At 56.0% G+C, this 13,520-nt stretch carries 10 protein-coding genes and 1 pseudogene; 7 read left to right on the plus strand and 4 right to left on the minus strand.

Annotated elements, in window-relative coordinates; genetic code table 11:
- Positions 1-66: 66 nt before the first annotated feature.
- The gene (locus tag ED901_RS17380) at positions 67-855 is read right to left on the minus strand and encodes a MipA/OmpV family protein (protein WP_122096666.1); all 789 of its coding nucleotides are present in this window, start codon (positions 853-855) and stop codon (positions 67-69) included.
- Positions 856-981: 126 nt separating this feature from the next.
- Here ED901_RS17380 and ED901_RS17385 point away from each other — a divergent pair, with 126 nt between their 5' ends.
- The 4 genes from ED901_RS17385 to ED901_RS17400 all read left to right on the plus strand — a co-directional run bounded on the left by ED901_RS17385 (position 982) and on the right by ED901_RS17400 (position 7,163).
- Complete coding sequence (locus ED901_RS17385; RefSeq protein WP_122096667.1) at positions 982-1,677, plus strand: response regulator; 696 nt, start codon at positions 982-984, stop codon at positions 1,675-1,677.
- Entirely contained in the window at positions 1,674-2,843 is a 1,170-nt protein-coding gene (locus ED901_RS17390) for a cell wall metabolism sensor histidine kinase WalK (protein WP_122096668.1), read from the plus strand. The genes ED901_RS17385 and ED901_RS17390 overlap by 4 nt, the downstream gene beginning before the upstream one ends.
- Positions 2,844-2,964: 121 nt before the next feature.
- Positions 2,965-4,101 carry an efflux RND transporter periplasmic adaptor subunit gene (locus ED901_RS17395; protein ID WP_122096669.1) on the plus strand — a complete coding sequence of 379 codons (1,137 nt, stop codon included), beginning with the start codon at positions 2,965-2,967 and terminating at the stop codon, positions 4,099-4,101.
- Positions 4,098-7,163 (plus strand): efflux RND transporter permease subunit, encoded by a 3,066-nt coding sequence (locus ED901_RS17400; RefSeq protein ID WP_122096670.1) that lies wholly within the window; start codon positions 4,098-4,100, stop codon positions 7,161-7,163. Before ED901_RS17395 ends, ED901_RS17400 begins: the two co-directional genes overlap by 4 nt.
- Positions 7,164-7,196: 33 nt before the next feature.
- On the opposite strand, the gene ED901_RS17405 is transcribed toward ED901_RS17400, so the two are convergent.
- Positions 7,197-8,066: a LysR family transcriptional regulator gene (locus ED901_RS17405; protein ID WP_122096671.1), complete on the minus strand. Its 870-nt coding sequence runs from the start codon at positions 8,064-8,066 to the stop codon at positions 7,197-7,199.
- Between the two features lie 112 nt (positions 8,067-8,178).
- On the opposite strand from ED901_RS17405, the gene ED901_RS17410 reads away from it, so the two are divergent.
- Together ED901_RS17410 and ED901_RS17415 are read left to right on the plus strand one after the other, a co-directional pair.
- Positions 8,179-9,171: a nitrilase family protein gene (locus tag ED901_RS17410; protein WP_122096672.1), complete on the plus strand. Its 993-nt coding sequence runs from the start codon at positions 8,179-8,181 to the stop codon at positions 9,169-9,171.
- A gap of 201 nt (positions 9,172-9,372) precedes the next feature.
- A complete protein-coding gene (locus ED901_RS17415; RefSeq protein WP_122096673.1) occupies positions 9,373-10,281 on the plus strand; it encodes a hypothetical protein in 909 nt (302 codons plus the stop codon).
- A gap of 116 nt (positions 10,282-10,397) precedes the next feature.
- On the opposite strand, the pseudogene ED901_RS25635 reads toward ED901_RS17415, so the two are convergent.
- Positions 10,398-10,487: pseudogene (locus ED901_RS25635) on the minus strand (trehalase family glycosidase); the annotation flags it as partial.
- 288 nt (positions 10,488-10,775) lie between these two features.
- Between ED901_RS25635 and ED901_RS17425 the strand changes: the two are divergent.
- Entirely contained in the window at positions 10,776-11,684 is a 909-nt protein-coding gene (locus ED901_RS17425) for a hypothetical protein (protein WP_122096674.1), read from the plus strand.
- Between the two features lie 115 nt (positions 11,685-11,799).
- On the opposite strand, the gene ED901_RS17430 is transcribed toward ED901_RS17425, so the two are convergent.
- Positions 11,800-13,434 carry an alpha,alpha-trehalase gene (locus tag ED901_RS17430; RefSeq protein WP_238485137.1) on the minus strand — a complete coding sequence of 545 codons (1,635 nt, stop codon included), beginning with the start codon at positions 13,432-13,434 and terminating at the stop codon, positions 11,800-11,802.
- Between the last annotated feature and the right edge of the window lie 86 nt (positions 13,435-13,520).

The raw sequence follows: 13,520 nt of genomic DNA on the forward strand, positions 1-13,520 counted from the left end.
CGTACAGCAGCAATATAAGCAGTATAACCCGTGTATCGATATTCATCCTGCGCTCTGTCCGGGGGGTTAAAAGGTGTAGAGCAGCGCCGCGGAGGCGGTGGCCTGATTGCGGCGAAACACAATCGGGCTGTCGGCAGCATGATCGTCAAGCCAGGTATATCCGCCGATTAACACCGTCGCCCAGTGCGGTGAAAACTGATGGCTCCAGGTTAAATTCGTATTGATGCCGTAAAACCCGCCGCCCGGCTGATAGCGTGCATACCCGCTGCGTTCACTCTGGGCGGTGTTCACCCCGTAAAACGTCTGCATGTAACGGCTGTCACCAAACAGCGCCGCCGATTGCAGCGCCACGGTATCCGTCTCGTCCTGCCATGGCAGCACCGTCAGCGATGCCTGATATTGTCCGCCCTGCCCGTCGGTCAGCGGCAAGGTGGCTTTCCCCTCCAGCGAAAACCAGCTGGTGGCCTGCCAGCCAACCGCCACGGAGGTGTTCATCACCGCTTTGATCGAGCCCATGCCCTTCAGCTCTTTTGAACCGTCTCGCCAGGTGGAGTCCTTTTCGGTTCGTCCGAGGCTGTAACCCAGAGTGTGCTCCAGATATAACCCGTTATCGCTTTGCAGGTCGTAGCCGATGCCTTTCAGGCCGTCGAAGAAAAACGCGCCGTCGCGCGCCTGAATCACCGGGGCTATGAGCGTGTGGCGCTTGTCTGAACCGCTGTATTTCGGCGCATTCTGCACGCCGACGCCGAGCGTGAAACTTGACGCCGGTGTACTGCTGTCTTCTGCCCAGGCGACCGTTGCGGTGGTGGCGAATGCAACACATGTCATGTGCATGATCAGTTTTCTGGTTATCATGAATTCCTCGTTACCCGATGTTTGACGGCCAGGAAGGGGTTCAGGGCACGTCCGAAGCGGGAAGTATGGAGAGGCAGTGTCAATAAACTGCTTGGGAATTATGAAGAAACTGTCAAGGTCACCTCAATGCAGACTAAACGAGTGCTGGTTATAGAAGATGATGCCGATGCGGCGGGCGTTCTTGAGGCCTACCTGAAACGTGAAAATTATGAGGTGAAGGTGGCGGGCGACGGGTTGCTGGGGCTGGAGATGGTGAACAGCTGGAAGCCTGATCTGATCCTGCTCGACGTGATGTTGCCCGGCATGAACGGGACTGAAGTGCTCTCGACCCTGCGCCGTACGCGTGATACGCCGGTGATTATGGTCACCGCCATGGGCGATGCGCCTGACCGTATTGGCGCGCTGCGTTACGGCGCGGATGATTATGTGGTGAAGCCTTATAATCCCGGCGAAGTGGTGGCGCGCGTTCAGGCCGTTCTGCGCCGTGCCGCACCTAAAACCCGGCAGGCCGAACTCCTGCGCTGGCAGGGGCTTGAGGTGGATACCGAATCGCTCACCACCACGGTGACTGACGCTGACGGGATGCCGAAAAGCCTTGAGCTGACGCCCACTGAATTCGCGCTGTTAGTGATACTGATGGGCGCACCCACGCGCCCCTTTACCCGTCAGCAACTGCTGGAACGCTGCCTGCCGGAAAGCGAAGCGCTGGAGCGCGTGGTGGATACCCACATCTATAACTTGCGTAAAAAACTTGAGCTGGCAGGCATTCTGAATGTCCTGATCAACGTGCGCGGTATCGGTTACAGGTTCAGACAGCCATGAAAAAGCCACAACATCAGTCTCTGTGGCGCTGGATCTGCCTGCGTGTTCTGACGCTGGCGATCGGATCCGTGGTGCTTATCGCCTTGTGCATGTGGCTGAGGTTTGTCATCCAGAATTTATGGATCCTCCACCATATGCCTGTCTCGATGAGAGAGGAGTTTGCCCTGCTGCGCGAACAGCCCGCGCTGAATCTGGCGCGTTTTCACCAGATTGTCGATGAGCGCTGGGGGATCCGCTACTCCGATCCCAGCATTGCGTCTTCGGACTGGATCACCGTCGGCGTGCTGGTGCTGACCGTCATTCCTTTTATCGTTGTGCTGGGGTTGCGCGCTGCGCGTCCGCTTTCGGCGCAGGTGAGCAGGCTGGCGGCGGCGGCGGGATCGGTGGCGCGCGGGGAATTCAGCACGCGCGCTGAAAAGGTGGAAAAGGCACCGGCGGAGCTTATCCAGCTGACGGAAAACTTTAACGCCATGACCGGGCAGCTTGAACGTTACGATCGTGAACTGCGGGCCTCCCACGTGGCGATGGCGCATGAATTACGCTCGCCGCTGACCGCCGCCATTGGCCGGTTGCAGGGCATGATCGACGGTGTGTTTGAGCCGGAACCTCAGCAGCTGAATATGGTGATGAAGCAGCTTCGCCACCTCAGCCGTCTGACGGACGAACTTCATCTGCTTTCGCTGGCCGACGCCGGACAACTCCAGCTGACGCCTGTCACGCTTAATCTCACCGATCTGCTGCTCGAACGCGCCGCCTGGCTTAAACCGCAGGCCGAAGCGGCGGGCATGGCGATTGAGATAAACCCGTCACAGCCTTATACCTGCGTCGGCGATCCGTTCCGCCTTGCCCAGGTGTTCACCATATTAATGGAGAACGCCCTGCGCTACGCCGCGGAAGGGGCGCGTCTGGAGGTGAACGTCCGCAAGCTGGCGGGCGGGATAGAGATTGCGTTTCGTGACTTCGGGCCAGGCGTCGCTGCGGGCTTTTTGCCTGATATGTTCGAGCGCTTTACCCGCGCAGAATCTTCGCGCGCCCGCGATTCCGGCGGCAGCGGGCTGGGGCTGTCAATCGCCAGGGCGATCTGCGTGGCGCATGGCGGCACCATCCGCGCTACCCTGCCGGACAGCGGCGGCCTGCAAATCTCTGTATTCCTTCCTGACGCCTGACGCGTTTTTTTTACAGGACGGGCAAATAAATTGCCCGTCTTGAATTTTCCTTGATGAAACATACAGGGAATCTGGACATAACCCGGTTTGAATAGCGCCATCTCAATTCAGGAACCGGGTCATGACAGACACATTCACCGATTACGCCAGCCGGGCCATTTGCCACCTCACCGGCTCACAACGCCTGCGCGCCCTGTGGCCTTTTTTACTGCTGATCCCGCTCGGGTTAGCGCTCACCGCCTGCCATGATCAGAAGAAAAAATCTGAAGCCCCTGCGCGGCCTGTGCGGTTTATCATCGCGCCTGCCCCCTCGGGAGCCAGCACCCTGCTGCAAACCGGTGAAATCCGGGCTCATGACGACGTCACGCTGAGTTTCCGGCAAGACGGACGTCTGATCAGCCGCGCCGTTGACGTGGGTGACCACGTGCGCGCCGGGCAGTTACTGGCCACGCAGGAAAGCGATACCAGCCAGAATCAGCTCAGCAGCGCCAGGGCCGATCTGAACAGCGCGCGCGCCGCCGAACGGGTGGCGGCGCTGAATCTGCATCGGATGACACTGCTGATGCCGCAAGGGGCGATATCCCGCGCACAGTTTGATACTGCGCAGTCAGACTGGCAGGCCGCGTTGTCGCGCCGTCAGAGCAGCGAATCCAGCCTGAAAACGGCGCAGGATAATCTGGCGTGGACGCAGCTTACCGCCCCGGACGACGGCGTGATCACCGCCGTCAGCGCCTCTGCGGGCCAGGTGGTCAGCAGCGGTCAGGCGGTGGTCACAGTGGCAGGCAGCAACGCACGCGATGCGGTGTTTAACGTCGCCACACCGCAAGCCCTGACGCAACAGAGCGCGGTGTCCGTTTCCCTGCTCTCCGATCCCGCCGTTCGCACGACCGGGCATCTGCGCGACATCAGCCCGCAGGCCGATCCACAAACCCGCACCTGGCGGGTGCGCGTGACACTGGATAATCCGCCACCGGCCATGGCGCTGGGTGCCAGCGTTCAGGGCGCGTGGCAGCAATCCGGCCAGACGATGATTTCCCTGCCCGCCTCGGCCCTCACCCGCATTGGCAATAAACCGGCAGTGTTTGTGGTTGACCGCGCGAGCCAGCGTTTGCAACTGCGCGAAGTGACTCTTGGCCGCTACACCACCGATGACATCTCTGTCTGCGCCGGGATCGTCGCCGGAGACGCGGTAGTCACCGCGGGCGTCAGCAAACTGCGTCAGGGTGAAAAAGTCATCGCTCAGGAGAGTAATCCATGAGCCCGCGTTCCCTTAAAGAGACGTTTAACCTTTCCGGCTGGGCGCTGGGGCATCAGCAACTGATGATCTTTTTCATGCTGATGATCATGGTGGCGGGCGTGCTCAGTTATGAGAATCTGCCGCGCAACGAAGATCCGGCGTTTACCATAAAAACGGCGGTGGTCTCGGCGCAGTGGCCGGGTGCCAGCGTCCATGACACGGTCAGCCTGCTCACCGATCCGCTGGAGAAAAAACTTCAGGAAACGCCGCATCTGGATTACGTGCAAAGCGAAACCCGCGCCGGGCAGACGATCATTATGGTCAATCTTCGCGACGACACGCCGCCCGCCGCGGTGGCAGATATCTGGTATCAGGTCCGTAAAAAAATGCAGGATATCAGCCCGTCACTGCCGCAGGGCGTGCAGACCGTTGCGGTCAACGATGAGTTCGCCGACACCTTTGGCACCCTCTACGGGTTTACCGCAGAAGGTTACAGCATGCGGGAGCTGCGCGATCAGGTGGAAGGGATCCGCCGCAGCCTGATGCCCGTGCCGGACATCGGTAAAGTCAGTCTGCTCGGTGAACAGGAAGAGCAAATCGTCATCGCCTTTTCGCCGTGTAAGCTGGCCGGAATGGGAATTGATTTACAGCAGGTCACCAGTGCGCTGAAAGCACAGAATGCGGTGGTGCCCGCCGGAACAATACGCAGTGACAAAGAGAATATTTCGCTGCGGGTCAGCGGCGCGCTGAATTCGGAAGAAAATCTGCGCGATGTGACGCTGCATATCAACGACCGCTATATTCCGCTGACCGATATCGCCACCCTCAGCCGCCAGAGTCAGTCGCCGCCTGCCCTCGCCTTTCGGGTGAACGGCCAGCCCGCCATTGGTCTGGCGATATCGATGGCCGCCAGCGGCAACATGACAGACTTCGGCCAGGCGGTTAACCAGCAGATGACCGATATCGGCAAACGCCTGCCGCACGGGATCGAAATGACCAAAGTCGCCGATCAGTCCGCCGTGGTGGCGCAGGCGGTCAGTGGATTTGTGCGGGTGCTGCTGGAGGCGATTGCCATCGTGCTGGCGGTGTCTTTTGTATCGCTGGGCACCCGCGCCGGTCTGGTGGTGGCGGCGGCGATCCCGCTGGTGCTGGCGATGACCTTCACCGGCATGCTGCTGGCCAATATCGGCCTGCAACGCATCTCCCTCGGCGCGCTGATCATTGCGCTCGGCCTGCTGGTGGATGACGCGATGATCACCGTGGAGGCGATGGTGTCACGGCTTGAAGCGGGCGACAGCCGCTGGCGCGCGGCCACCTATGCTTTCGAAACCACCGCATTCCCGATGCTGACCGGCACGCTGGTGATGATCGCCGGCTTTATTCCGGTGGGGTTTGCTGCCTCCAGCGCCGGAGAATATTGTTTATCGCTGTTTGCCGTGGTGCTGATTTCCCTGCTCAGCTCGTGGGTGGTGGCGATTCTGTTTTCGCCGCTGATGGGCACCTGGCTGCTTTCCTCGCAGGTAAAACATCCTCACGCCGGACCGGGCAGGCTGATGCGTTTTTATCAGCGGTTACTGCTTACTGCGCTGCGTCACCGCCTGCTGACCGTGGCGTGCGCGGTGGCGGCGCTGCTGATTGCCCTTTACGGCACGACCTTTATGCAGGGTGAATTCTTTCCGGCCTCCGATCGCCCTGAATTGCTGGTCAGCCTGACGTTACCGGCAAATGCGTCGCAGACAGAAACCGCGCGGCAGACCGAAAAACTGGAGCGCACCCTGCGCGGAAACCCCAATGTCGATCACTACTCCAGCTATGTGGGCGGCGGTGCGATTCGTTTCTATCTGCCGATGGACGTGCTGAGCGACAATGAAAATACGGCGCAGCTGGTGGTGGTTGCCAAAGATCTTGAGGCGCGTGACCGCCTGCGGCAACAACTGGAAACCGAGCTGGCGCGCCATTTCAGCGATCTGACCACCCGCGTTTCACCGCTGGAGCTGGGCCCGCCGGTTGGCTGGCCGCTGAGATATCGGGTCAGCGGCGCGGATTATGCCAAAGTCCAGAGCATCGCCCGCCAGCTGGCGACCCTGGCCGGAAATAACCCCGGCGCGCGCGAGGTGAACCTCACCGCGGGCGAGCCGGAGCGCGCCATTACCCTGCGCGTCAATCAGACTGCCGCACGGGCTGCGGGCGTCTCTTCCGAATCGCTGGCAGAAACGCTCAACACCCTCTATTCCGGCAGCACCATTACCACGGTGCGGGATCGTAACCGGCTGGTGGACGTGATCATGCGCGGCAACGACGCAGAACGTCAGGACATCGACACGATTTCAGGGATGATGCTGACCACTTCCGGCGGAGCAAAAATCCCGCTGGCGCAGGTCGCTACGCCGGAATGGGGCATTGATGAACCGGTCATCTGGCGGCATCAGCTGCTGCCGTTCATCACGGTGCAAACCGATCTCGCGCCGGGCATGAGTGCCGAAACGCTCTCCCGGCAATTGTCTGCGCAGGTGTCGCGCCTGCAGGCCTCACTGCCTGCCGGTTATCACATTGAGGAAGGCGGTACGGTGGCTGAATCGGACAAGGGCAACCGTTCGGTGTACGCCATGCTGCCGGTGACGTTGTGCGCAATGCTTATCCTGCTGATGATCCAGCTTCAGCGTTTTTCCCGCATGCTGCTGGCGTTAATGATGGCGCCATTTGGGCTGATCGGCATTGTGCTGGCGATGCTGCCGACCGGCACGCCGATGGGATTTGTCGCGCTGCTGGGGGTGATTGCTCTGGCGGGGATGATTATCCGCAATGCGGTGATCCTCATTAACGAAGTCGATCACAACAGCCGCAACGGCATGGAGAACAACGCCGCGATTATCGCCGCCGCCGCACACCGCGCCCGCCCTATCCTGCTGACCGCCTGTGCGGCGATCCTCGGGATGATCCCGATTTCCCACCAGGTATTCTGGGGGCCGATGGCCTTCGCGATCATTGGCGGACTGATGGTCGCCACGCTGGTAACGCTGACGGTGCTGCCTGCGGCAATGAGCCTGGTGATGGAAATGGCAGGAAAGAATAAGCCGTCGTAAAAGAAGCCAGCCCCGCCGAAGGGGCTGCTGTGTCTACTCGCTTTCAGCCACGCAGGCGGTCACCATTTTCACAAAGTTATCGCGGATGACATCCGTGGTCTGCGGGTCCCACGCGATACCCACTTCCCAGCAGGTTGCGCTGCCGGTCAGCGGCAGAATGTTCAGCCCCGGCGGTGCGATGTGCGTGACGCTGTGTGGTAGCAGCGCCACGCCAATGCCGGCAATCACCAGCGCCACCAGCGTCTGGATATCTTCCGCCTGCTGCGAGGCACCTACCTCAAGCCGGTTTTCTTCAAGAAAGCGGTCGGTCTGTGCATTCAGACCGCGCCCGCGTTCATTGTAGAGCCGCAGTAAAGGCAATTTTTTCAGCCACTCTGCGGCGCTCAGATCGTTTTTATTCGGTGTGATTAACACCAGCCGGTCTTCAAACAAGGTGTGATAGCTGAGTTGTGCGGGCGCCGGGGTGCGGACAAAGCCTGCCTGCAACTCGCCGGTTTGCAGCATGTCATATTGCTTAGCGGAAGGCAGATCTTCCAGGGTGAACGCCACCCCCGGATATTCCGACCTGAATTTTGCAATGCACTGAGGCGCAAAGAGAAAACTCGACAGCCCGAATCCGGCGGCAATCACCCCTTCGCGGCCTCTGGCGACCTGATCGGCGTGGTGTAAAAACACGGCGGTTTGCCTGAGGGCTTTCTGCGCTTGCGGGAGGAGTAATTTTCCTCCGGCGGTCAGGCATGTGCCGTGCCTTCCGCGCGCAAACAGCGTCACACTGAGCATCGATTCCAGCAGGTTTATTTGCTTGGTCAGCGCCGGTTGAGAGATGGAAAGTGCGTCGGCGGCGCTGGCGTAATTCTGTTTTTCAGCCAGAACCACAAAAGCGTGGAGTAAACGAAGGTTCATTTGTCATTCCGGTTGGTTATCAGGGATGGAAAATCATTCATTATAAAGTTATCAACGTCATTGCTGTAATACCAGCGTCAACAGATAAACCTGAAACGAGCGGAGAACAGCGATGCATGAAAATCAGTTAATTAAGGCGGCAGTGATTCAGTTCCAGCATCAGGCGGGTGACAAGAAATATAACCTGATGATGATGGAGAAATTTATCGGCCAGGCGGCCATTGACGGGGTGAAAATCCTCGCGTTTCCCGAGATGTGTATCACGGGCTACTGGCATGTGCCAAAACTCAGCGTGGCAGGCGTAGAAGCGCTGGCGGAACCGGTGGAAACCGGCCCGTCTGTCGGCCTTATCCGCGCCCTTGCCATGAAACATCAGATGCTGATTGGCGCGGGATTGATCGAGCGCGCCCCGGACGGGCGTCTCTATAACGCCTACGTGGCCTGCATGCCGGACGGTTCGCTGCATACCCACCGCAAGCTGCACGCCTTTGAGCATCCGGCAATCAGCAGCGGCGAGGGCTTTACGGTATTTGATACGCCGTGGGGCGTGAAGGTGGGCATCCTGATCTGCTGGGATAATAATCTGGTGGAAAACGTGCGTGCCACCGCGCTGCTCGGTGCGGATATTCTGCTGGCCCCGCATCAGACCGGCGGAACGCTTTCCCGCAGCCCGCATGGCATGAAGCCGATCCCTCTGGAACTTTGGGCGCAACGCGCTGAACGTAAGGCCGAAATCACCGCAGCGTTTAAAGGCCCCAGCGGTCGTGAATGGCTGATGCGCTGGCTCCCTGCCCGCGCGCATGATAACGGGCTGTTTATTCTGTTCAGCAATGGCGTCGGGGCTGATGATGACGAAGTGCGCACTGGCAATGCGATGATCCTCGACCCGTATGGCCGCATTGTGCGGGAAACCTGGGCAGCGGCTGATGCGATGGTGTGTGCGGAGCTCGATCTCTCATTAATTCCCATGTGTACCGGTCGCCGCTGGATGTCGGGACGCCGTCCCGAGCTGTATAAGATCCTGACTGAGCGTCAGGGCTATGAGCGGGATGCGATAACAGTGCGGTTCTCAGAGGCACTGCCGGGAATAAAACAGCAGGACTGATAGTACGTTGATAATGATATTAATAAATTCTAATTTTTAAATTTATATCATTTTTAGGGCGCCCCTGAATTTTTTACGTCGAATGATTAGTTTTTTTATCTGACGGCTGAGAATATTTATGTGTTCACGAAGGAGTTTCGTGAAGGGGGTTCGCTAAACGTGTTCATCTCAATGTAATGGAAAATTTAAAAAGGAAATATTATGTCACGTTCAACATGGTCTAAAGTCGAAAAATTTGCTGTAAGACTGCCGTCAGGTGAGAGTTCAGTTTCTGTTACCGCGAACGGTAATCAACAGGTGGAAGTGATTGTTGATATTAAGGTCGTCGATAAAAAGGGTTACCCTGTTCTGCTCACGCAGTTTGATATCAATCATCTTAATTTAATTGATTACAATAGTGGTGCGCGTTTTGTTGATGACTGGTCTTTCAGAAAATCATTACCTCCTGAAGTTTCCCAGGTCTGTCCGGTCGTTCCGGGCCCGCTTTCACAGGGTCAATCCTTCAGTTTTTGGGTGAGCACCGTCGCTGAAGCACCTGTCTCCATTGGCGCATCGATTCTTATGCCTGATGAAACCTTGATCACGACACAGTTTGCTGACTTTGCAAGCCGTGTTGAGTGTGTGGGCACCGCGCCAATATCCTATACCGTTGACGACGTTGTTTTCATGTACGAAAACACGTCTAACTCTGCGGCATTTGCTGATGGCGTGAGAATGGATCAGGATAATTACTATTTCACATTGAAAAATGGTAATCCTGTTGTTTCGGTCGAGTGGCGTTATGGGGTGTTAAATACGTTTGCACTTTATAATCAGTCAAATCGCTCCATTCAGCAACTTGCCTGGCCGCTGGACAGTGCGCAAAAACAAACAATTAAGCATCAGTCTGCCACAACGACAGACGCTTATGATATTAAAGTAAATGATCGCCCTGGCACCCTTTGCTTCACCCGTATGTCGATTAATGACGCGGCTAATCCGTCTGTTGAAACGGTTGATTACTCGGTCACCTTCCGTATTATCGATGATAAAGGAAACTATGGTGACTTTACTGTGTCAGCAACCAATGGATTCAATTCCATTGGGTTGTCTGATTATCCGCAGAGTTAAGTTTCGTTTTAAGTCATATTTCTTTTTATGTGAATTCACTCCCGGAATACTCTTTTCCGGGAGTGAAACGGTATTTATATTGTGCTTATCCTGCCAGTCCTCCTTTGCTGCGGCGCTTACTCGTCATTCTCGCCATACAAACCCATCCGTCGCCGAACCACGCCATTCGTCCAGCCGAAGCCGCCTTGTAGCGGATATACGCCGCCGGCGCGAGCCTGTGTGGGTTTCTGATGATTGACAGGGAATTGCAATGCCCTCTCTTTTTACCCTGTCCGTCACATTATGACTCTATTTTATGTATAAATGATGCGTAAATCAGATCGTTGCTATTTTTTTTCATCGTGATTAATTCGGGATTTATTATTTTTAGTTTGATGATTATTTTTGTGTTGCGTAATCATTAGTTCTTAAACTTCTCCGGTAGTAATTTGCACCCATCAAATGTTGTGCCTGTTTCATTTCAATCTACTATTAACGCTAACAAAGGAAACACTATGTCCCGATCAACATGGTCTAAAGTTGAAGAATTTGCAGTAAGACTGCCTTCTGGTGAAAGTTCAACGACTGTCACGGCGAATGGAAATCAACAGATTGAAGTCATTGTCGATATTAAAGTTGTCGATGCTAAAGGCTATCCGGTTCAGCTGACAGAATTTGATATTAACCATCTGAATTTAATCGACTCTAATAACGGCGATCGCTTTGTTTACGACTGGTCTTTTAGAAAATCAGCAAAACCGAATAATAATCCTGTCGCCCCTGCGACAGCCGGTCCATTGTCTGGCGTTCAGTCTTTCAGTTTTTGGGTGAGTACCGTGGTGCCGGAGCCTGTCTCTATCGGCGCCTCTGTTCTCATGCCTGATGAGTCGCTTGTCACCACTGTTAAAGCCCCTTTTAGTAGTCACGTCAGTTGTCGTGGCACAGCGCCAATCTCCTATACCGTAGCGGATGTTAATTTCTTATATGAGAACACCTCTAACTCGAAGCCTTTCGCTGATGGCGTGACGATGGATCAGGATAATTACTATCTTACATTGAAAAATGGTAATCCGATTGTTTCTGTTGAGTGGAATTATGGTGTTCTGAATATGTTTGCACTTTACAATGAGCCAGTCCGTTGCGTTCAGCAATTTGCCTGGCCGCTGGACAGTGCAGAAAAACAGACAATTACCTATCAGTCTGCAACGGCAACAGACAGTTATGAAATCAAGGTAAATAACCGCGCGGGCACGGTCTGTTTCACCCGGATGTCTATTAAAGACACGGCTAATCCTTCAGTGGAAAAATTTGAAGATCCGGTGACGTTCCGTATTATTGATGATCAAGGTAACTATGGTGATTTCACCGCGTCAGCATCAGATGACTTTAATAACATCAAGCTTTCTGATTATCCGAAGATTTAAATTCTGTTCTGATTAATATTAAAATGTAATATTAATTTGTTGCGTCAACTCACTCCCGGAATCATTATTTCCCGGGAGTGAACGTTTTTTAAATGTCAGTTGATTTTTGAGGCGGTTACTCGTAATTCTCGCCATACAAACCAATCAACCGCCGAACTACGCCATTCGTCCAGCCAAAGCCGTCCTGTAGCGGATATTCGCCGCCGCCGCCCGCCCGTGAGGCGTCGCCGGAGATATGGTATTTCTCGATCAGTTTATGATGCTGCTGATAATACTGGTTCACTGTTTTCAGCCAGCTGCGGGCAATCTGGTCGCCGAGCGCGTCATTGCCGTAAAGTTTAAAGCCCTGAATGGCCATCCATTGCAGCGGTGCCCAGCCATTGGGTTTATCCCATTGTTCGCCGGTGTCATATTCCGTCGCCAGAATACCGCCCGGCGTGAGCAGACGCTCCTGCACCGCGGTCGCCAGCCGTTCCGCCTGCGCGTGCGTGGCAAGCCCGACGTAAAGCGGCACCACGCTGGCTGCAGAGAACAGCGCCATGTGCTGCTGGTGCCAGTCGTAATCGCGGAAGCACCCGCCCTCTTCGTCCCACAGATAGCGGTTGATGGCCTCGCGGCGCACCTCGGCTTTTTCGCGAAAACGGACCTGCGTGGTTTTATCGCCCTTCAGCCCGGAAATATTGGCGATCGCGCTTTCCAGTTTGTACAGGAACGCATTGAGATCGACCGGAATAAACTGCGTGGTGCGGATACTGGCGAGGCGGTCGGCGTCGCGCAGCCAGCGCGAGGAGTAATCCCAGCCGGATTCTGCCCCTGCGCGCAGGTCGCGGTAGACTTCGTTTGCCGGGCGGCTCGACAGCCTGGCGGTTTCCACATCTTCCCGCCAGGATTCATCTCGCGGAGTATCACGGTCATCCCAGTAACGGTTGAGCAGCGTGCCATCCGGCAGGCAAACCACGTGACGATAGGCCTGATTCGGCGTCAGCGACTCGGCGCCGTCCATCCAGAATTCGTACTCCATCAGCAGATGATCGAGATAACGTTTTGCGCCGCGCACGCCGTCTTCTTCAAACAGTTCCACCATCAGCGCAAAGATCGGCGGCTGCGAGCGGCTGAGGTAATAGGTGCGGTTACCGTTAGGGATGTGGCCATAAATCTCGATCATCCAGGCGAAGTTATCCGCCATGGTGCGCAGCAGATCGTTACGTCCGCTTTCCGCCAGACCGAGCATGGTGAAGTAGGAATCCCAGTAATAGGTTTCACTGAAACGCCCGCCCGGCACGACATACGCCTGCGGCAGTGGCAGCAGCGAGGACCAGGGCACATGATCTTCCGGCTGACGGGTGAGGACAGGCCAGAGTTTGTCGATGTGTTCTTTCAGGGAATCGCCCGGATCGCTGACATACTCGTCGCTGTGGTTGGCGGGCAGAGAAAAGTGGGCATCCACGAAACGCTGCAAATTGAATCCGGGATGGTTTTTGATCCGGCGGTAGCGCAGTAAAATGTCCAGCGGATCCATTTTCGGCGGGCAGTCGGGGAAGGTTTTGCTGTCTTCAAACAGGTGCGAGGACTGTACCGCCACAAACAGTTCGAGATAACGGTCAGCGGGCGTCAGCGCATCCGAGTGCGGCAAGCCTTCGATCATTTCCGGTTCCGGCTCGGCGTCCATCATCCTTTCGAGGATCAGTTCAATGGGTTCAAGCTCAGTCAGGCGATCGTCTGCCACCTCAGTTTCATTCGCTTCCTTCATCGGAAATTGTGTATTTTCCATATGCTACAAGCCTCTGCATTGCTGAAAAGAATACAGCCCGGACTCAGGGCTGTATCAAAAGGGTG

The sequence above is a fragment of the Rahnella sp. Larv3_ips genome (genome assembly GCF_003697865.1).
Classification (GTDB): domain Bacteria; phylum Pseudomonadota; class Gammaproteobacteria; order Enterobacterales; family Enterobacteriaceae; genus Rahnella; species Rahnella rivi.